Raw genomic sequence first — 19,214 nt, forward strand, 5'->3', positions numbered from 1 at the left:
GGCGATGACCCTGGACGGCACGAACACCTGGATCGTCTCCGAGCCCGACTCCCCGCTGGCGGTGGTCATCGACCCGGGCCCGCTGGACGACGCGCGCGCGGTCTGCTCCGCAGACACGACGCGCCGCCGCTACGCGGCGGGAAAGCCGCGCTCCGCGCGGCAAGCCGGCGACTCCGTCGCCGGCACGGACAACTCCGTTGTCCGCGGCTCGAATCGCTCCGCGATTCGGCCTGCCGGAATTCGCTCCGCGATTTCCGGGTGAAATCCGCTCCGCGGCTTTCACTAAAAGCAGCAGCAAAAGGGCGGGAGCCGCACGCTTGGTGACGGCCCGTCACTTTTCAATTCCCTGATATGACAAGCCGTCAGTTCACGCCGCGAATCCTACAGCCGATACATATTCATACTGCCCCCATTGCGACCCCAGATCCACGATCGCGTCCACCCACGCATCGCCCTGGGCCGCCATATCCCCGGCCGCCCAGGCACGAATAATGGCGTCCCACTGACGGATGTTGAGACTCCGGTACTCCAACACCCGCTGGAACCGCCGGTCCACCTGGGACTGGTTAAACGGGTGGATCTCCACCCGGGTCCCTCCCCCGTTGTTCAACCGGCGCAGCAGATAGCGGGCCACATTCTGTCGGCGTACCGCGTGGTAAGCGGCCTCGATCTTCGCCAGGTTGGCCTTCGAAGGACGGCGTTTGCCCGCCAGCCAGGCATTCAGGGTGCGGTCGGTGACAGTCAGGCCAGCATCGCGCGCAGCCTTGCGGGCGTGATCCGAGCGGGTCAGATACTTCAACCGGGCCATCAGGCCGCGTTGTTGAGTGATCGGTGTGGCAATGAACCCGGCGAGCTGGTCGAGTTGGCGGGCAACTGCTTCGCTGCCCTTGATGCCCTGGGCCCCATAATGGCCGAAATCACGTGTCCTTTCCGGCATTGGGGATCCCTTTCTGTGAGTAACTGTGGTCTCTACGATACCGTAACTCCGGCTATTTTGCTGGAGTTTGAGCCGATGGCGACCGTCAGAGTTTGGTGAGTTTATCGCTGCTTGCGCTGCCGGTGGGATCGGCCTATGTGGCCAATTGGATTGTGGTCGCCGGGATTTGCTGGGGAGTTTGCGCGATATAGGTCGTCCATTGAAGCATTCTCAGCAAAGGCTCCGAGACGTGACGATTTGGCGTGATGCACAGTGACGTGATCCCTGTGTGCCTCAGAACGGCTAGCCCGGCGGCATGGGCGTTGGACTACGCGGACTTGGTGAACGTCGAACGGGCCACGGGATCGGCTGATCGAAGGTCGTCGTCCACCGCGTGTGCCTTGTGGCGAGCCCACAGGACGTACCCCGCACATGCCACGACGGCGGCGGCACCTCCGTACCCAAGGACCATCGCATGCCTGGCAGGCGGGTCCAGGTAGGCGACGCCCTCCGAGGAGACCCACAGGGACCCGTCGTGCACCTCCCACCAGTTGTCCTCCCAGTCGGCGATCGTTCCGTGCACCGGCCGTCCGGAGGCGTCCCGCCAGAAGTAGTCGGACTCCTCCCGCGGCAGCGACCCGGGCTTGGAGCTCTCTATCTTCGATGTGTATCCCGCCATATACGTGAAGGTGGCCGGCACACTGCGCGACAGCGGCACCACGAATGCCACCAGTGCAAGAAGCCACAGCAGCGGCCCGGCGACCCGACGTATGCCGCCCCTGCCAGCTCTCACAGCCGCTCCCCACCCGTGCCTCGTGCGCGACCACACACTGCTCCATCCTGCACGGCACAACGTACAGCCGTTCTTGCGCGGCAGTTCGGTCATACGTGCCGGGTGTGCGACCAGCCCAGGGGTCGGAGTTGGGCGGACGCCGCGAGGACGGCGGCGAGGTCGAGCCTTACAGCCAGTTCATCAGCGCAACCTCGTCGTTCCTCAACGCAGCGAACGACTGGGAGCTTGCCTCCTGGTGGGCGGCCAGCTCGCCTTCCTCAGTGGCACGTTCAGCGGCGTCCTCGCGGGCTCTCATGCCCCTTCAACGGCAGATCTCGGGACGAGACATTGCAAGAAGGCAGCCTCTCGCTGTCGCCCGGCCGTCAAGTAGCTTCTTGACCCTCACACTGTGTCAGGCGGTCAGCTCGGAGACATCATGTTCATCATCGGAGACTTCGCCCGGCATGGCCGCGTCTCGGTCCGGATGCTGCGTCACTACGACGCGACCGGACTCCTGCGTCCGGCTTACGTCGACCCTGCCAGCGGCTATCGCTATTACACCGCTGCCCAGCTCGCCCGTCTCAACCGGATCATCGCGCTCAAGGATCTCGGATTCACTCTCCAGCAGGTCCGGGACATCGTGGACGAGAAGGTCAGCCTCGGGGAACTGCGCGGCATGCTGCGGCTGCGGCGGGCCGAACTGGAGACCGTTATGGCTGCCGCAGAAGCACGGCTGGTCCAGGTCGAGGTGAGGATCCGAGCGATCGAGAGTGAGGGGCACATGCCCACGAACGACGTTGTCATCAAGAGCGTCCCTTCCGTCCGGGTGGCGGAGCTGACCGCGACAGCCGCGAGTCTCGAGCCTGAGGGCATTGGCCCGGTCATCGGGCCGCTCTACGACGAGCTGTTCCAGTGCCTGAGTTCGGCGGGTATTACCCCCACGGGCCCCGGCGTCGCGTACTACGAGGACGCCCCGGAGGGCGGCGGCAGGATCAGCGCCCACGCCGCCGTCCAGGTCTCCGCCCCTCTCCAGGACGGCACCTTCCAGATCCTCGACCTGCCGCCCCTCGACCAGGCAGCGACCATCGTGCACCGCGGTTCGATGGACACCGTGCTCCCCACCATCCAGGCCCTGGCCCGCTGGATCGACGCCAACGGCTACCAGTCGACCGGATACCCCCGCGAGATCAACCTGGAGTGCCCGGAAAACCGTGACGACTGGGTGACGGAACTGCAGGCACCAGTGACCCGGGGCTGATACCACTCACGCCCCGGCCTGCCACGGGATCGGTGGTCTGGGAGATGGCTCGATAGACCCAGGGGAAGCCGAGGGGCGCTAGCAGCCGCGTGTCAGGGGGCCGTGGTGAATGTGATCGCGAGGCTGCATCCCAGGGCGGTGGCGATTCGCTCCAGGACAGGCAGCGTCGGGATGTCGTGGCCGCTCTCGATGCGGGAGATGGCGGCCTGCCCCGTCCCGGCGGCGCTGGCCAACTCGGCCTGGGACATGCCGCATTGACGCCGCCAGTGGCTCACGAGCGCGGCGGTGTCGGTCACAGGCCCGACTCCGCGCCGTACATCGGCAGCACGCTCGTGTCGATCTTCCACGCGTCGATGGTGACCGTGTCGCCGAATGTGTAGTGCTGCCGGTTGTCGGCGTCCACGTGCGGGATGGTTTGCTCGCACGGAAACTACAACTAGTGCAGTACTGCAGAAGCGGCGCGACACCGGCTGACGACCCGTCTGCTGTGTGGATCGCCGATCAGCAGGTCACGTGCCGATGAAGCTCACCGTTTCTGTCATGTCTGCCCGCCCGGTACGCAGCCGTGGCGCGCCTTCTTTCTCGAATCCCACTGAGACACCGCAGAACAGCACGAGTTCGTCATCGGCTCCGACCGTCTTGCTGACGGTTTCGCGGTACATCGTCCACATCACCTGGGGGCAGCTGTGCAAGCCCTCTGCCCTCAGCAGCAGCATGACCGTCTGCAAGTACATCCCCGCGTCCCCCCACTGCCCCGGCCCCATCGTCCGGTCGAGGTAGCAGAACAGCACGACCGGTGCTCCGAACGCCTCCGAGTTCAAGGCGGCGATCTTCATGGGCCGGGCGGGGTCGTCACGCTCGATTCCCAGCGCTTCGTATCGCTGGGCGGCCGCGGCGGAAAAGCGGTCGAGATACGGCGAGGTGAGTTCGGGCGGGTACATCGGATACTCCCGCTCATCACCCGGGTCTCCCATCAGTGCCCTGGCCGTTGCACGCCTCTTCAGCTCGGCCAAAGGCTCGCCGGTCACGACATATACGTGCCATGGCTGCAGGTTCCCACTCGACGGGGCTCGCGTTGCTGCCGCCAGTACTCGTTCGAGGACGTCTCTGGGCACCGGCTCATCGCTGAACGCTCGCACGGCCCTGCGGCTGTCCACGGCTTCGTACACGTCCACGTCCTCTGGTCCTCTCACTCCATGGCGGGCAGCGAAGACACGCGGGTGATCATCGCACCCGGCGAGCAGGTCGCTCCCGCTCAAGTTGTCGGCGCTGCCCGCCTGCGGGTTGTTGATCGTGGGCGTGCGTGTCGGCAGGCGGTGATTTCTTGACGCCCGGGCGCGGTCTGGCGAGTGCCTGCCTTGTGCGGCCGGCTCCCCTGGGTGCCGGGCGGCCGGTGCCGCAGCGCGTGCCTTGCCGAATGGTCAGCCTAGAGGGCTATAGTGCTAGGCAACTAGATAAATGGAGGAACCGGTGATTGAGTTCCACCTGAACAGCCGGTCCGGCCTGTCTCCGTACCAGCAGCTGGTCCAGCAGGTTCGGCATGCACTGCGCCTGGGCCTGCTGGAGGAGGGCGACAGGCTGCCCACGGTCAAGGACGTGGCAGGGCAGATGGCGGTCAACCCGAACACGGTGCTCAAGGCGTACCGGGAGCTTGAGCATGACGGTCTGGTGGCCGCCCGTCCCGGCGTCGGGACGTTCGTGACCCGGACGCTGGCAGACGGCACGCTCGCCGCGCACGGACCGCTCCGCAAGGATCTGCAGCGCTGGCTGACCAAGGCCCGCCTGGCCGGGCTCGACGACGAGAGCATCGAGGCGCTGTTCGTGAACACATTTCGTAACACCGCCGGAGAGGACGTGGCGTGAGCGCCGCCTTACGGGCCCAGGGCCTGGGCAAGAGGTACAAGCAGCGCTGGGCGCTGCAGAACTGCGACCTGGACGTCCCCGCCGGGCGGGTGGTCGGCCTGGTCGGCCCCAACGGCGCCGGCAAGTCGACCCTGTTGAACCTGGCCTGCGGCATGCTGACCCCGACGGCCGGCACCATCGAGGTGTGCGGCGGCCGTCCTGCTGTGGGTGTGGAACAGCTGGCCAAGGTCGGCTTCGTTGCCCAGGACACCCCGACGTACGCGGCGCTGAGCGTCGCCGACCACCTCGACTTCGGCAAGCGCCTCAACCCGAACTGGGACGACGCGGTGGCGCGCGACCGGATCCGTCGCCTCGGTCTGGACCCGAAGCAGCGGGCCGGCAAGCTGTCCGGCGGCCAGCGCGCGCAGCTCGCTCTCACCCTGGGCATCGCCAAGCACCCGGAGCTGCTGATCCTGGACGAGCCGGTCGCGGCCCTGGACCCGCTCGCCCGGCGGGAGTTCATGCAGGACCTGATGGAGGCCGTCGCCGAGCACGAGCTGAGCGTCGTGCTCTCCTCCCACCTGGTCTCCGACGTGGAGCGGACCTGCGACTACGTCATCGTGCTGGTCGACTCCCGGGTGCAGGTGGCCGGCGACATCGACGACCTGGTCGCCTGCCACCACCGGCTCACCGGACCGCGCCGGGACCCGGACACGCTCCCGGCCGGTCAGCACGTCATCACCGCCAGCCACACCGACCGGCAGACCACTCTCCTGGTGCGCACCGACACCGCGGTCCACGACCCGTCCTGGACCGTCAGCCCGCTCGGTCTGGAAGACATCGTCCTGGCTTACATGACCCGGCCTGCCGATGCGGTACGTGACACCCGGCCCGCGCTGGAGGTACTCCGATGATCTGGCTGACCTGGCGCCAGTTCCGTACCCAGGCCGCCGTGGTGTTCGCCGCGGTGGCTGCCCTCGCCGCCACCCTCGCGGTCACCGGCCCGCGGTTGTCCGACCTCTACCGAGCGGCCGGCAGCAGCCTGGTGGGCCAGGTCTCCAGCTCGGACCAGGCCCTCTACTACACCGGGCTGTTGGTCGTGCTCGCCGTGCCGGCGGTCATCGGGATGTTCTGGGGCGCGCCGCTGATCTCCCGTGAACTGGAGACCGGCACCCACTACCTCGCGTGGAACCAGGGCGTCACCCGCACCCGCTGGCTGGCGGCCAAGCTGGGCCTCGGCGCGGCGGCCGCCATGACCGCCGCCGGACTGGGCGCGCTCGCTGTGAGCTGGTGGAGCAGTCCCATCGACCGGGCCATCAACAACGGTGGCGCCACGGACACCTACTTCGCGCGGCTCGACCCCATGGCCTTCCCGGCACGGGGTGTCGTCCCCATCGCCTATGCTGCCTTCGCCTTCGTCCTGGGTGTCGCCCTCGGCCTCGTCATCCGCCGCACCCTGCCCGCGATGGCAACCACGCTCGTCGTCTACATTGCGGTCCAGATCGCCGTGCCGATGTGGGTCCGGGCGCATCTGGCCGCCCCGGACCAGACCACCGTGCCGATCACGGCCCGCACCCACCTCGGCATCCAGGATGACAGCAGCATCGTCGTACACCCCGATGTGCACGGCGGCTGGCTCACCTCCCAGCACACGCTGAACGCCGCCGGTCAGCCGTCGTCCACGCCGTCCTCCTTCGCCGACTGCCTGTACAACAAGTCCGGCCTGGCCAGCCTGAAGCAGGTCGACCGCTGCATCGCCGACCTCGGCGCCCAGGGCTACAAGCAGCAGGTGACGTACCAGCCCGCCGGTAACTTCTGGGCCCTTCAATGGGCCGAGACAGGGATCTACCTCGGCCTTGCCCTCGCCCTGGCAGGGTTCTGCGCGTGGTGGATCCGCCGCCGAGTGACCTGACAGATGCCAGTCCCGCTACGGGAGCATCCGCGAGGGGCAGCCGGGCACGCGCTCCCCGCCGGGCCAGCCGCAGAAGGCAAGTTCCGGCATGACCGTTGCTCCGATCGATCTCTGCGCTTCTTTCATCCACCTTCGGCCGGGCGGTGAAGTCCACACCGCCGCGGACGAGGTCGTCTCCTGCCTCAGCGGACCGAGTGGGCCGAGGCCTGACACTCGACGGGCCGGACCTGGAGGACCAGCGGCACATCTCTGACTGAGTTTCAGTGCGGGGGCCGGTGGGGGAAATCGGCTGGGTTTCAGCCGTGGCTGGGGTATTTCGTCGGTGTACGTGGCACGGGTCTTTCCCGTCGGCCGCGGAGGGCGTGCGGGATCTCGGTATTTTCCCTGATTCCCCGGCGGTGTTCGCGGGGGCGCACGCGTGCCGGGCTGCTGCGGAGCGTTGTGGTGAACGTGGGCTGTGCGGCCAGTGGGCTTGCCGGGCGTGCGGCGTCTTGCCGGGCGGCATGCGGGGGCGCTTTGCACCACTGGCCTCTCGTGCACCGTCCGGCACCTCAGTACTGCTTTGCACGCCACTACTTACGCAAGAACGCATTTGTTCAGCAGTGCGGTCCGAGGGTGCCGCGTGGCTGAATGCAAGGGCGGCCGGGGCGGGCGGTGCGGGGGCGGCCGGGAGAGGGGGGTGTGAGGGCCCGTTGCGGAGGCGGGTGGCTTGGGGTGTGCTGTGGGGGGCGGGGGTGGCCGGGGGGTGTCTGGCCAGGTCCCGGGCGGGTTCGGGGGCGGTTGGGGTGAGGAGGGGGGCGTGTGCGGGGTGTCTTGTTCCGTTCCGGTGCGGTGGTCGCTGGTGGTTTCTGTTGGCGGTGGCCTTCTCCGGAAAAAACGGGCATAACGCAATTGCATGAAATCCCGGAGAGTTCTCTGTTCGTGGCGGAATCTCATGATACTCTCGCCGCGTTATGCGCTTCGGTCCGGGGGAGGAGAAGCAGCGTGATGATCGGAATGCCAGGGGAGACCACCCCTGGGGGGGAACTTCCTAAAGATCAATTCTGTCGGCCCGTCGGGCCTGACCACTCGACCGAAGTATCCGATTCAATCATCCGGATTCCGATCAACATGCTCCGTGACGCGGATTCCCCTCGTCTTGCCGGTATAGATCAGGATCATGTGCGGACCCTGGCCGCGTGCACCGATAAACTTCCGCCGATCGTCGTGCACCGCTCGACCATGAAGGTCATCGACGGAATGCACCGGCTGACCGTGGCCCGGCTGAACGGCCAGGAAACCATCGAGGTGCGCTACTTCGAGGGCTCGAATCGGGAAGCGTTCCTCTTAGCCGTCGAGCTGAACATGAAGCACGGCCTGGCGCTGGCCCTCTCCGACCGCAAGAAGTCGGCGATGAAGATCCTCGAGAGTTTCCCCGAGTGGTCGGACCGGGCGGTCGCCGTGAAGACCGGACTTTCCGGCAAGACCGTCGGGGTGCTGCGCCGTAAATTCGCGGGACGGATCGCCCAGGCCCCGCTCAGGGTCGGGCGTGACGGCCGGGTGCGGCCGCTGAATTCCCACAAAGGACGCCAGAAGACCGCCGGAATTGCGGCCGGAGAGCAGCCGGATGCCGTCCTGCGGGAGAGTGCCGGTGCGCCCGGACCGGCGGCCCGGGAGGCGCAGAAACGGTTACGCAGCCAGGACGAGGGGCCGCTGCCCGGCTCGGAGGCCCGGGCCCGTGCGCCGCAGGGCCTGGAGCCGGCGGGCCCGCTCATGGATCCCCTGGCCCAGCTCGAGTCGCTGAAGCGGGACCCCGCCCTGAAGTACAGCAACGACGGCCGGGAGATGATCCGCTGGCTCGAGGCCCGCATCATCCGCAAGAGCGATCCCGGTCTGGCGCTGCCGGCCCCCGCCCATCAGGCGAGGAAGATCGCCGCGCTGGCCCGTGCGTGCGCGGCACAGTGGAACTTCGTGGCGATGCGCATGGAGCTCCTGTGCGACGAGTGCTCGCAGGCGTCCAACTAAGCGTCCAGCCAGGCGTCCAGCCAGGCGTCCAACTGAGGAAATTCCGCAGTCGGCCCCTGTGGCCCGGAGGGCCGTGGTGGCGGGCGATGTTGGCGGCATCCCTTCGCGAGGAGACGTACTCCCCCGGGATCTGCAGATGCCGCCGACGGCACCGCGGATGTGCCCGCTCAGCTCGCGTAGCGGTCGTACGTGGACGAGCGCCGGGGGCCTGCGATGACGTCCAGGCGCGGGTCGACCGTGAGGATCGCCTGATGAAGCCGCTGTAACTGCGGCGACGGCTCTACCCCCAGATCCTCGATCAGCCGGGCGCGCAGGCGCTGGTAGACGTCCAGGGCCGAGGCCTGGCGGCCCGAGCGGTACAGCGCCACCATCGCCTGTGAGTGCAGGCCCTCGTGCCGGGGGTGGCGGGCGATCAGGTCGCTCAGCTCCGCGATGAACTCGCAGTGCCGGCCCAGGCGCAGCTCGGCGTCGATCCGCCGCTCCAGGGTGACCAGGCGGCTCTCCTCCAGGCGGGTCGCCTCGATCTCCAGTACGCAGCCCATCCGCACGTCGACCAGAGCGGATCCGTCCCAGAGGTCCAGGGCCCGCCGGAAGAGGGTGGCCGCCGCCAGGTCGTCGCCGCTGTCGAAGGCGCGCTGGCCGCCGGCCACCAGGCGGTCGTACTCGTGGACGTCGACCTGCTCGGGCGGGATCTGGAGGAGATAGCCGCCGTACCGGGTGACCAGGACGTCCTTGGCGCTGCCCGCGGCGTCCGGGCCCATGGCCGTGCCCAGTCGGCGGCGCAGCTGGAGGATGTAGGTCTGCAGGGTCGTCATGGCGCTTGCGGGCAGGTCGACTCCCCAGATTTCCTCCATGAGCGTCGAGATCGGCACGACCCGTCTTGGGTAGAGGGCCAAAAGCGCCAGTATCTGCCGTGGCTTGCTTGCGGTTGGCACAACATTCACACCGTTAACATCGGCACCAAGCGGGCCGAGGACCTTTACCCTCACAGATTCCTCCTAGAATCCGGCGGCTTCGCGTTTGCGAGCCGGCACCGAATCTGATCTGCAGCGCATGTCGCATGGCAGACTTCACAGCCTCTCTCTGCTAACCGATCCGTCGGGTACGTCAGCCGCTGGCGGCCCGGATCTGCAGATACTCCACCGCTTTTCAGGTATCCCTCTGATGTCACTTTCGCCGTTGTCCACCGATAACTCATGGGCCAGCGGAATTGTGTCGACTCGTCGGCGGGTGCGGCAAGTGCTTCCCTCGGGGCGGGGGGAGGTCAGGTCCGGGTGAAGCGGAGGAAATACCTCCGCCGTCCTTCCGTACATAGGGTCTCCCCTCCCGCGCGCACTTGTAATAAGGTCTGCGGGATTGTGATCTGTCCGCCGTGCCGGACGGACCGGCGCCCGACGTGGCGCCATGTCCTCATTCGCTCATTCACGCATTCCTCCGCCCGCGCCTGCGGGCCGAGTTCGGATAATCGCGTGAGAGCGGCCCGGGGCCGCGTAATGCGCCGCCTCTTCCTTCCTGAGTGATCCATGCCTTGATGATCCGTGCCTGGGTGATCCATGCGGAGAGCTGTGTCCTGGTCGGCTCGCGTGGGCCTCCGCCGGGACGCGAGTCCTGGTTGAGCACGCCTCCTGACCCCGTCGGGAGTGTGGGGGCGCACCGCACGGCGGTTGCTCTCTGGCCGGTATGCCCTCCGCGACAAGGAGAACGCGACCATGCCCACTGGACCCTTGGTTGACGACGATGCGCCGGGCGGAACAACTTGGTGAGCGGCCGGCGCACCGAGGTGTGCCTGATCGGCGCCGGGCCGCGCGGGTTGTCCGTGCTGGAGCGGATCTGCGCGCAGGAGCGGAAGTCCCCGCTGTGGGACGCCGTGACCGTGCACGTCGTGGATCCCGAGCCGCCCGGCGCGGGCCGCGTGTGGCGGCCCGCGCAGTCGCCCCATCTGCTGATGAACACCGTCGCCTCGCAGGTCACGGTGTACACCGACGACAGCGTCAGCATCCGCGGCCCGCTGGAGGAGGGGCCGAGCCTGTACGAGTGGGCCAGGTCGCTGGGGCTGGGCTCGCTCCCGCCCGGTCCTGCCACGCCCCGCGGCGCGGACGTCCTGGCCGAGGCCCGGGCGCTGGGGCCGGACACGTATCCCACCCGTGCCCTGTACGGGCGGTACCTGACCTGGGCGTTCGGGCAGGTTCTGGCGAACGCGCCGGAGCATGTGGTGATCCGTGTGCACCGGGTGCGGGCGGTGGCTCTGGAGGACGGGGGCGGGCATCCGTTCGCCGGGGCGCAGGCGGTGGTGCTGGAGGACGGGGCGCGGCTGGCGGGGCTGTCCGCGGTGGTGCTGGCGCAGGGGCACGTGGCGGTGCGGGCGGGTGAGAGCGAGCGTGTGCTGGCCGAGTTCGCCGCCCGGCACGGTCTCGTCTACATCCCTCCGGCCAACCCCGCGGACGTGGACCTGTCGCGCATCGCGCCGGGCCAGGACGTGCTGCTGCGCGGGCTCGGTCTGAACTTCTTCGACTACATGTCGCTGTTCACCCATGCCCGGGGCGGCGTCTTCGAGCGCGTCGGGGGGCGGCTCGTCTACCGGCCCTCGGGGCGGGAGCCGCGGCTGCACGCGGGTTCGCGGCGCGGTGTCCCGTACCACTCCCGCGGCGACAACGAGAAGGGCGCGCACGGCCGTTACCGGCCGCGGCTGCTGACCGTCGAGCACGTGGCGGCGCTGCGCGGCGGGGATGGGGGGCCGCTGTGTTTCGGCACCGACCTGTGGCCGCTGATTTCCAAGGAGGTGCGCAGCGTCTATTACGAGGCGCTGCTGGCCGCGCGGGGCGAGGCCCCTGGTGCGGTGGCCTGTTTCGCGTCGGGGTTCCTGCATGCGGCGCCGGGGCGGGCGGAGGAGGGTGTGCTGGCGGCCGCCGGGATCGAGGAGGCGGAGCGCTGGGACTGGGATGTCGTCGCCCGTCCGTACGGCTCCCGCGTGTTCGGTGATCTGGCGGCGTTCCGTTCCTGGCTGCGGGAGCACCTGTCCCGGGACGTCCTGGAGGCGCGCCGGGGGAATGTGCGCGGGCCGCTGAAGGCTGCGCTGGACGTGCTGCGGGATCTGCGCAACGAGATCCGGCTGGCCGTCGACCACGGCGGGCTCGGTGCCGCCTCGCACCGCGAGGAGCTGGACGGCTGGTACACGCCGCTCAACGCCTATCTGTCCATCGGGCCGCCCGCCGGGCGCGTGGAGGAGATGCTCGCGCTGATGGAGGCCGGTGTGCTCGACGTGTCGTGTCCCGGTATCCGTGTCACCACCACCGGCGGAGGCAGCGAGGAGGGCGGGGCGGGGGCGGCCGGGTTCGTCGGGACGTCGGCGCAGATTCCCGGTGTCCGGGTACGGGCCACCGCGCTGATCGAGGCCCGGCTGCCCGAGATCGACCTGCGGCGTACGGGCGATCCGCTGATGCGGCAGCTGCTGGAGTCGGGGCAGTGCCGCCCCTACCGCATCGACGGCTCCCGGACGGGCGAGGGCTACGAGACGGGCGGGCTGGCGGTGGCGCGGTCGTTCCGGCTGCTGAGCGCGGCCGGGGTCCCGCATCCGCGGCGCTTCGCCTATGGCGTGCCCACGGAGTCGGTGCACTGGGTGACGGCCGCGGGGATCCGGCCCGGGGTCGGGTCGGTGACGCTGGAGGACTCCGACGCGATCGCGGAGGCGGTGCTGGCGCTGCCCGCGCCGCCGCGGTCCTCCCCCGGTGCGGCCGAGGGCCCCGCGGACGACGGTCCGGCGGGCAACGGCCCGGCGCCGGGCGGGGTGGACGGGCCCGGCGGGGCGGACGGCCTGGCGATGGCTCCTGGACCTGGAGAGGTGCATCCGTGAGCGTGACGCGCAGTGACCCCGAAGAGCAGGCCCAGACCCAGCCCCAGCCCAAGGCCCAGCCCCAGGCGCAGACCCAGGCGCAGGTCCTGGCCTTGGCCGTGCAGCCGGATGCCGGGCTGTTGTCGCCGGTGCGGGTGGGCACCGGTGTCGAGGCCGCGGTCGGTGACACCGCCTGGCTGCAGGCGATGCTGGACGCGGAGGCGGCCCTGGCCCGGGCCCAGGCGCGCTGCGGCACGGTGCCCGCCGCGGCCGCCGAGGCGATCACCGCGGCCGCCCGGGCCGAGCACTTCGACGTGCGGGAACTGGCCCTGGCCGCCCGCCGGACGGCGAACCCGGTGGTCGGCCTGGTGGCTGCGCTGACCCGGCTGGTGGGCCAGCAGGCGCCGCAGGCCGCGGAGTACGTGCACCGCGGCTCCACCAGCCAGGACGTCTTCGACACCGGGGCGATGCTGGTGGCGGCGCGGGCGCTGCGGCTGATCGTGGCGGACCTGCGGGCCACGGCCGCTTCCCTGGCCGCGCTGGCGGCCGACCACCGCGACACGGTGATGGCCGGGCGGACCCTGGCCCTGCATGCCGTGCCCACCACGTTCGGGCTCAAGGCGGCCGGCTGGCGGCACCTGGTGCTGGCGGCGGCCGCGCGGCTGCAACGGGTCGCCGACGAGGGGCTCTTCGTGTCGCTGGGCGGCGCGGCCGGGACGCTGGCCGGCTACCTGCAGTACGCGGCGCAGGCGCCGGACGGCGCCGGGGGCCGGAGCACCGAGGAGGTGGTGGACCGGCTGGCCCGGGCGTTCGCCGCCGAGACGGGCCTGGCCCACCCGGTGCTGCCCTGGCACGCCCTGCGCACGCCGGTCGCCGATCTGGGGGCGGCGCTGGCCCACACCGCGGGCGCGCTGGGCAAGATGGCGGTGGACGTGCAGGTGCTGGCCCGTACCGAGATCGGTGAGGTCGTTGAGCCCGCCGGGGAGGGCCGGGGCGCCTCGTCCGCGATGCCGCACAAGCGCAACCCCGTCCTGGCGACCCTGATCCGCTCGGCCGCGGTCCAGGTGCCCGCGCTGAGTTCGATCCTGGCGCAGTGTCTGCCGGCGGAGGACGAGCGTTCGGCGGGGCTGTGGCATGCCGAGTGGCAGCCGTTGCGCGAGTGCCTGCGGCTGACCGGGGGCGCCGCCCATGCGGCCGCCGAGCTGGCGGCGGGGCTGGGCGTGCACCGGGAACGGATGCGCGACAACCTCGGCCTGACGGGAGGTCAGGTCGTTTCGGAGCGGCTCTCGGCGTATCTGGCGGCCCGGATCGGCAGGGCCGCGGCCAGGGAGCTGCTCGCCGGAGCCCTGGAGCGTGCGCGGGCGGCCGGGCGGCCGCTCGGTGAGGTGCTGGCCGAACTGCCTGCGCTGGAGGGCGTGCTGAGCGGGCGCGAGCTGGCGGAGCTGCTCGATCCGCAGCGGTACACCGGGGCGGCGGGGGTGCTGGTGGACCGCGCGCTGCGCGGGTGACCCCCTCTCCCCCTTCTCTCCCTCTTCTTCCCTTCCTGTTCTTCAACCGTCAATCAATCGCCAAGCCGGAGGAATGTCATGCCGCCACTGCCGCCCGCCCGTGTCGTCCGTGCCGTCGAAAGCGTGCGCGCCGCTCTGCAGGGTCTGACGCGCAAGCTCGCACCGCCGCCGTTCGCCCTGCTCGAACTCGTCCAGGGCGCCATGGTCAGCCAGGCGATCTACGTGGCCGCCGAGCTGCGCGTCGCCGAGACCCTCGTGGACGGGCCGCTGACGCCCGAGCAGATCGCCGAGAAGGCCGGTGCGGACCCCGACGCGCTGCACCGCCTGCTGCGGCTGCTGGCGACCTACGGCATCTTCGCCGAGCAGAAGGACAGCCGGTTCAAGCTGACCCCGATGGCCCGGTCGCTGCTCAAGGACGCCCCGATGTCCATGTACGGCATAGCCCGGCTGATGGGTCATCCCATCCACTGGGAGGACTGGGGTCACCTGGTCGATGCGGTGCGCACCGGTGAGCCGAGCCTGCCCAAGCTGCGCGGCATGGGTGCGTTCGAGTATCTGGAGGCCAACGCGGAGTACGGGGCCGTCTTCACCAACGGCATGGGCGCGATGTCGGGCACCGAGACCGAACCGCTGCTGGCCGCCTGCGACTTCGCCCGCTACGGCACCGTGGTCGACTTCTGCGGCGGCCGGGGCGATCTGCTCGCCGGGGTCCTGAAGAAGAATCCCGCGGCGCGCGGGATCCTCTCCGACCCGCGGGTGGGCACCAACGGCGCCGCGGACTTCCTGGCGGAGCAGGGTGTGTCCGGCCGGTGCACGATCGCCGACGGCGGCCTGTTCGACGCGGTGCCCGGCGGCGGGGACGCGTACATCCTCAAGCACATCCTGCACGACTGGCCGGAGCCGCAGGCGCTGGAGATCCTGCGCAACGTCCGCAAGGCGATGAACCCGGGCGGGCGGCTGCTGGTGATGGAGATGGTCGTCCCGGACCAGCTGAACGGCCCACACTCGGGGAAGCTGGTCGACCTGTGGCTGATGCTGCTGGTCGGCGGCAAGGAACGGACCCGTGCCCAGTACTCCGAGCTGCTGGGCAAGGCCGGGTTCCGGCTGGAGCGTGTGGTGCAGACGCCTGCGGCGATCTCCGTGGTGGAGGCCAGTGCGCGCTGAGCGCACCCCCCGTGCCGTCTCCGGCGCCGCGGCCCCGCGAGGGGGGCTGCGGCGCCGGTTTCGTGTGTCAGGGGCGCTGTCCGGGCTGTTTGCGGGCGGCGCGCAGGGGGATTTCGCGGACCAGGAGGGCTGCGAGCAGGGCGAGGCCCGCGGCCAGTGCGGCCAGGACGAAGGCGCCCTGGACGCCCTGGGCGACGGCGCTGCGGTACACGGTGCGTACGCCGGGATCCAGGCGGCTCATGCCGTCGGCGTCCAGCCGGGTGTCGGACAGGGCGGTGGTGCCGGTGCCTTCGCTCATCACGTCGCGTACGCGGTGGTTGAACAGGGTGCCCATGACGGCGACGCCGACCGACTGGCCCAGGGTGCGGAAGAGGGTCATCGCGGCGGAGGCGACGCCCACTTCCTGGGTGGCGACGCTGTTCTGTGCGACGGTCATCACGTTCTGCCCCAGGAAGCCCATGCCGGCGCCGAGCAGGGCCATGAAGAGCGCGGCGGTCAGCCGTGCGGTGTGGGTGTCCACCTGGGTGAGGAGCAGGGTGCCGGTGAGCATGGCGGCCGCGCCGCCCGCCTGGAGGATCTTGTAGTGGCCGGTGCGGGCGACGGTGCGCCCGGAGAACTGGGAGGCCAGGACCAGGGCGCCGAGCATCGGCAGGAGCAGCAGTCCTGAGCCGGTGGCGGAGACGCCGTGCACGGCCTGCTGGTAGAGCGGGAGGTAGAGGACCGCGCCGAACATGACGAAGCCGTTGGTGAAGCTGAGGACGGCCATCAGGGAGAAGTTGCGGTCGGCGAACAGGTGCGGGGGCAGGACCGGTTCGGTGGCCCGGGACTGGGCGTGGACGAAGCCCGCCAGGGCCGTTGTGGACAGGGCGGTGAGGCCCAGGATCGTTCCGGAGTTCCAGGCGTGCTCGACGCCGCCCCAGGTGACCACCAGGACGAAGGAGACGATGCAGGCGACCAGGAGCAGCGCGCCGACGTAGTCGATGTGTGCCGTGCGGCGGCGGCCTGGCACCCGCACCAGGCGGGCGGTCAGGAGCAGGGCCAGGGCGCCGACGGGCAGGTTGAACCAGAAGGCCCAGCGCCAGCCGAAGACGTCGGTGATGCTGCCGCCGGCCAGCGGGCCGACGATCATGGAGAACACCATGACGCTGGTGATCATGCCCTGGTAGCGGCCGCGTTCGCGGGGCGGGATCAGCTCGCCGATGACGGCCATGACGCCGACCGCGAGGCCTCCCCCGCCGAGCCCCTGGACGGTGCGGGCGGCGATCAGTTCGCCCATGTCCTGGGCCAGTCCGCACAGCAGGGAGCCGGTCAGGAAGACCGACATCGCCACGGCGAGCCACCGCTTGCGCCCGTACATGTCGCCGAGCTTTCCCCACACCGGGATGGACGCCGCGGCGGCCAGGGTGTAGGAGGTGACGGCCCAGGACAGGTAGGCGACGCCGCCGAGTTCACCGGCGATGGTCGGCATCGAGGTCGCCACGATCGTGGTGCCCAGCGAGGACGGCAGCATCGCGAGCAGCAGGGGTATCAGTGCGAGGCGTACGCTGCGCTGCCGGGGGCCGCGCCGGGTCCCCTCGGCCTCGCCCGTCGTCGCGTCCACGGGCTCCTCCTTCTGGCCGGAACGCCTCATCTGATGTGCATCGTGGCCATCATGCCGCGCACGCCGTGCTCGAACATGTGGCAGTGGTAGAGGTAGTGGCCGCGGTAGCTGTTGAACAGGGCCTGGAGCCGCACGGTTTCGCCCGGGGCGAGGAAGACGGTGTCTTTCAGGCCGCTCTCCCCCGGCGGCGGGGGTCCTCCGGCGCGCTCCAGGATGCGGAACTGCACCAGGTGCAGGTGGAAGTTGTGCTCGGCGCGTGCGTTGGCGTTGGTGACCGTCCAGATCTCGCTCGTGCCGAACTTGATGTGTGCGTCGACGCGTTGGGGGTCGTACACCTTCTCGTCGATGTAGGCGCCGGGGTGTTCGCCGCCCTCGTCCATGCGCAGCACCACCGTGCGGTGGGTGTCGGGGCGGGGCAGGGGCGGCAGGGTGCGCAGGCGGGCGGGTATCTGGCTGGGGTCGTGGGCGGTGCGGACCACGTCGAAGCGCAGGACCTCGCCGATGTCTTGGGCGGGTCCGGTGCCGGTGGTGTTGTCCAGGACCACGCTGGATCCGACGGGGTAGCGGGAGAAGTCGACGATGACGTCGGCGCGTTCGCCCGCGGAGAGCGCGATGCGGTCGGTGGTGTGGGGGGCGGTGAGCAGGCCGCCGTCGGAGCCGATCTGGACGAGCGGGCCGCCGTCGGCCAGCTTCAGTTCGAAGCGGCGCTGGTTGGAGGCGTTCAGCAGGCGCAGCCGGTACTTGCGGGCGGCGACCTGGAAGTAGGGGTAGGGCACGCCGTTGGCCAGGAGGGTGTTGCGGGCCCGGTCGCCCATCGCGTAGGCGAGTTGGCCCTGTTCGTCCAGGCGGGCGTCGCGCAGGGCGATGACGACTTCGTAGCGGCCCTTGGGCAGGGGCAGGGCGGCTTCGGTGGGGTCGGTCAGGAGGTAGGAGCCGGACAGGCCGCGGTAGGTGTTCTCCGCTTCGAGGTGGTGGGTGTGGTCGTGGAACCACAGTGGGGCGTGGGGCTGGCGGTTGGGGTAGTGGTAGGTGCGCTCCGCGCCGGGTTCGATGACGTTCATGGGGTCGCCGTCGCTGTCCGGGGGGACGGCGGCGCCGTGCAGGTGGACGGCGGTGGGCACGGTGAGGCGGTTGCGCTGTTGGATCACCACGGGGTGGTGGGTGCGGGCTCTGATGACGGGGCCGGGGAAGTGGCCGTCGTAGGTGAGGACGTCGCTTGGGATGCCGGGCAGGATCTCGGCGCGGGCGGGTTTCATGGTCATCACGTACAGGTCGGAGCGGCCGGTGCGGGCCAGGGGTTTCTTCTCGGGCAGCAGGGGCATCGGGCGCCGGAACTTCTCCGGTGTGGCGGGGGCTGCCCGGGTCGTCTGGGGCGGGGGCTGGGTGCGGGCGCGGGCGGCGAGCAGCGGGGTGAGGCCGGCGCCGGTGAGGGCCACTCCTGTGGTGGCGAGCGTGGCGCTCAGGGCACTGCGTCGGGTGAGCATGGTGGTCTCCAGGGCGTGTCTGCACCGCTGCCGGTGTGGGGGCTGCGGTGGTGTGGCGGGGCGCACGCGTGTGCGGCTTGCGCGTTGTGCTCGCGGGGGCGGGCCGCTCATCCGGTGCCCAGCCTGAATCCGACCCCGCGCACGGTGACGACCCATGCGCTGGCGCCGAGTTTGCCGCGCAGGCTGCTGACGTGGGTGTCGATGGTGCGGCGTGACCAGGAGTCGCCCCACACCTGCTGCAGGAGCTGCTTGCGCGGGATGACCGTGTCGGGCTGGGAGGCCAGCAGGTACAGCAGGTCGAACTCCTTGCGGGTGAGGGCGACCGGCTGGTCGTCCACGGTGACCTGGCGGGAGTCGACGTCGATGCGCAGCCGGCCGTGGTCCAGTTCCCTGGCCGTGGCGGGCTGCCAGCGGGTGCGGCGCATCACCGCCTCGATGCGGGCCATGAGTTCGCGCAGCCCGTAGGGCTTGGTGACGTAGTCGTCGGCGCCCGCGTGCAGGCCAAGGACGCAGTCCAGTTCGGAGCGGCGGGCGGTGACGATGATGATGGGGACCCTGCTGACCTCGCGGATCGCGCGGCACACTTCCAGGCCGTCGAGGTCGGGCAGGTCGAGGTCGAGGAGGACCAGTTCGACGTCCTCGTAGGCCTGCAGGGCGGCGCTGCCGTGCCGGACGCCGACCGGGTCGTGTCCGTGGCGGCGCAGCTGGGCCGTGAGTGATCCGGCCAGGGCCGCGTCGCCGTCCACGACCAGGATGCGCTGGCCGGTGGGCGGGCGGGCCGGTGCCGGTGTGCCCGGCTCCAGGGGCCGGGCGGGCTCGGGCACGGGGGCGAAGGGCTCCAGCAGTGCCGGTGACGGTATGTGGCTCATGCCTCCCCCGTGGTGTGTGCTGTGCCCGGGCGGGCCGCCGGACGTGCGGCCGGCGG

Annotated in this window: 16 protein-coding genes and 1 pseudogene; 9 read left to right on the forward strand and 8 right to left on the reverse strand. The window is 70.1% G+C overall.

Annotation, left to right across the window (positions count from 1 at the left end; all coding sequences use genetic code 11):
- Positions 1–94 (forward strand): annotated as a pseudogene (locus tag ABZV77_RS42095) (MBL fold metallo-hydrolase); the annotation flags it as partial.
- A gap of 273 nt (positions 95–367) precedes the next feature.
- Here ABZV77_RS42095 and ABZV77_RS42100 read toward each other — a convergent pair.
- Both ABZV77_RS42100 and ABZV77_RS42105 read right to left on the reverse strand, forming a co-directional pair.
- Positions 368–937, reverse strand: a complete 570-nt coding sequence (locus ABZV77_RS42100) for a transcriptional regulator (protein ID WP_356268607.1) — start codon at positions 935–937, stop codon at positions 368–370.
- A 307-nt stretch (positions 938–1,244) separates the two neighbouring features.
- Positions 1,245–1,595, reverse strand: coding sequence for a hypothetical protein (locus ABZV77_RS42105; protein ID WP_356268609.1), 351 nt, complete (start codon positions 1,593–1,595; stop codon positions 1,245–1,247).
- 529 nt (positions 1,596–2,124) lie between these two features.
- On the opposite strand from ABZV77_RS42105, the gene ABZV77_RS42110 reads away from it, so the two are divergent.
- A complete protein-coding gene (locus tag ABZV77_RS42110) occupies positions 2,125–2,946 on the forward strand; it encodes a MerR family transcriptional regulator (RefSeq protein ID WP_356268611.1) in 822 nt (273 codons plus the stop codon).
- Positions 2,947–3,038: 92 nt separating this feature from the next.
- Here ABZV77_RS42110 and ABZV77_RS42115 read toward each other — a convergent pair whose 3' ends face one another.
- Together ABZV77_RS42115 and ABZV77_RS42120 are read right to left on the reverse strand one after the other, a co-directional pair.
- Positions 3,039–3,242: a helix-turn-helix transcriptional regulator gene (locus ABZV77_RS42115; protein WP_356268613.1), complete on the reverse strand. Its 204-nt coding sequence runs from the start codon at positions 3,240–3,242 to the stop codon at positions 3,039–3,041.
- Positions 3,243–3,455: 213 nt separating this feature from the next.
- A complete protein-coding gene (locus tag ABZV77_RS42120; protein WP_356268615.1) occupies positions 3,456–4,121 on the reverse strand; it encodes a nitroreductase in 666 nt (221 codons plus the stop codon).
- A gap of 283 nt (positions 4,122–4,404) precedes the next feature.
- On the opposite strand from ABZV77_RS42120, the gene ABZV77_RS42125 reads away from it, so the two are divergent.
- The 4 genes from ABZV77_RS42125 to ABZV77_RS42140 all read left to right on the forward strand — a co-directional run bounded on the left by ABZV77_RS42125 (position 4,405) and on the right by ABZV77_RS42140 (position 8,704).
- Positions 4,405–4,809, forward strand: a complete 405-nt coding sequence (locus ABZV77_RS42125; RefSeq protein WP_356268617.1) for a GntR family transcriptional regulator — start codon at positions 4,405–4,407, stop codon at positions 4,807–4,809.
- Positions 4,806–5,702, forward strand: coding sequence for an ABC transporter ATP-binding protein (locus tag ABZV77_RS42130; RefSeq protein ID WP_356268619.1), 897 nt, complete (start codon positions 4,806–4,808; stop codon positions 5,700–5,702). The genes ABZV77_RS42125 and ABZV77_RS42130 overlap by 4 nt, the downstream gene beginning before the upstream one ends.
- A complete protein-coding gene (locus ABZV77_RS42135) occupies positions 5,699–6,700 on the forward strand; it encodes a transporter (protein WP_356268621.1) in 1,002 nt (333 codons plus the stop codon). Before ABZV77_RS42130 ends, ABZV77_RS42135 begins: the two co-directional genes overlap by 4 nt.
- Before the next feature lie 987 nt (positions 6,701–7,687).
- Entirely contained in the window at positions 7,688–8,704 is a 1,017-nt protein-coding gene (locus ABZV77_RS42140) for a ParB/RepB/Spo0J family partition protein (RefSeq protein WP_356268657.1), read from the forward strand.
- Between the two features lie 167 nt (positions 8,705–8,871).
- Here the strand turns inward: ABZV77_RS42140 and ABZV77_RS42145 are convergent, their stop codons facing one another.
- Positions 8,872–9,693: an AfsR/SARP family transcriptional regulator gene (locus ABZV77_RS42145; protein WP_356268623.1), complete on the reverse strand. Its 822-nt coding sequence runs from the start codon at positions 9,691–9,693 to the stop codon at positions 8,872–8,874.
- Between the two features lie 770 nt (positions 9,694–10,463).
- On the opposite strand from ABZV77_RS42145, the gene ABZV77_RS42150 reads away from it, so the two are divergent.
- The 3 genes from ABZV77_RS42150 (at position 10,464) to ABZV77_RS42160 (ending at position 15,205) form a co-directional block, all read left to right on the forward strand.
- Positions 10,464–12,554: an FAD/NAD(P)-binding protein gene (locus ABZV77_RS42150; protein WP_356268625.1), complete on the forward strand. Its 2,091-nt coding sequence runs from the start codon at positions 10,464–10,466 to the stop codon at positions 12,552–12,554.
- A gap of 98 nt (positions 12,555–12,652) precedes the next feature.
- Complete coding sequence (pcaB, locus tag ABZV77_RS42155; RefSeq protein ID WP_356268659.1) at positions 12,653–14,041, forward strand: 3-carboxy-cis,cis-muconate cycloisomerase; 1,389 nt, start codon at positions 12,653–12,655, stop codon at positions 14,039–14,041.
- Between the two features lie 78 nt (positions 14,042–14,119).
- The gene (locus ABZV77_RS42160) at positions 14,120–15,205 is read left to right on the forward strand and encodes a methyltransferase (protein ID WP_356268627.1); all 1,086 of its coding nucleotides are present in this window, start codon (positions 14,120–14,122) and stop codon (positions 15,203–15,205) included.
- A gap of 67 nt (positions 15,206–15,272) precedes the next feature.
- Here the strand turns inward: ABZV77_RS42160 and ABZV77_RS42165 are convergent, their stop codons facing one another.
- The 3 genes from ABZV77_RS42165 to ABZV77_RS42175 all read right to left on the reverse strand — a co-directional run bounded on the left by ABZV77_RS42165 (position 15,273) and on the right by ABZV77_RS42175 (position 19,158).
- On the reverse strand, positions 15,273–16,805 hold the full coding sequence (locus ABZV77_RS42165) for an MDR family MFS transporter (protein WP_356268629.1): 1,533 nt from the start codon (positions 16,803–16,805) through the stop codon (positions 15,273–15,275).
- Positions 16,806–16,831: 26 nt separating this feature from the next.
- Entirely contained in the window at positions 16,832–18,289 is a 1,458-nt protein-coding gene (locus tag ABZV77_RS42170) for a multicopper oxidase domain-containing protein (protein ID WP_356268631.1), read from the reverse strand.
- Positions 18,290–18,396: 107 nt separating this feature from the next.
- Positions 18,397–19,158 (reverse strand): response regulator transcription factor, encoded by a 762-nt coding sequence (locus tag ABZV77_RS42175; protein ID WP_356268633.1) that lies wholly within the window; start codon positions 19,156–19,158, stop codon positions 18,397–18,399.
- Positions 19,159–19,214: the final 56 nt, after the last annotated feature.

Source organism: Streptomyces sp. NPDC004732, from assembly GCF_040609235.1.
In the GTDB taxonomy this organism is placed as follows: domain Bacteria; phylum Actinomycetota; class Actinomycetes; order Streptomycetales; family Streptomycetaceae; genus Streptomyces.

Coding starts and splice junctions, on each gene's coding strand:
- ABZV77_RS42100 (WP_356268607.1), bottom strand. CDS start 937: ATGCCGGAAAGGACACGTGATTTCGGCCATTATGGGGCCCAGGGCATC.
- ABZV77_RS42105 (WP_356268609.1), bottom strand. CDS start 1,595: ATGGCGGGATACACATCGAAGATAGAGAGCTCCAAGCCCGGGTCGCTG.
- ABZV77_RS42110 (WP_356268611.1), top strand. CDS start 2,125: ATGTTCATCATCGGAGACTTCGCCCGGCATGGCCGCGTCTCGGTCCGG.
- ABZV77_RS42125 (WP_356268617.1), top strand. CDS start 4,405: ATGGAGGAACCGGTGATTGAGTTCCACCTGAACAGCCGGTCCGGCCTG.
- ABZV77_RS42135 (WP_356268621.1), top strand. CDS start 5,699: ATGATCTGGCTGACCTGGCGCCAGTTCCGTACCCAGGCCGCCGTGGTG.
- ABZV77_RS42140 (WP_356268657.1), top strand. CDS start 7,688: ATGATCGGAATGCCAGGGGAGACCACCCCTGGGGGGGAACTTCCTAAA.
- ABZV77_RS42160 (WP_356268627.1), top strand. CDS start 14,120: ATGCCGCCACTGCCGCCCGCCCGTGTCGTCCGTGCCGTCGAAAGCGTG.
- ABZV77_RS42170 (WP_356268631.1), bottom strand. CDS start 18,289: ATGCTCACCCGACGCAGTGCCCTGAGCGCCACGCTCGCCACCACAGGA.
- ABZV77_RS42175 (WP_356268633.1), bottom strand. CDS start 19,158: ATGAGCCACATACCGTCACCGGCACTGCTGGAGCCCTTCGCCCCCGTG.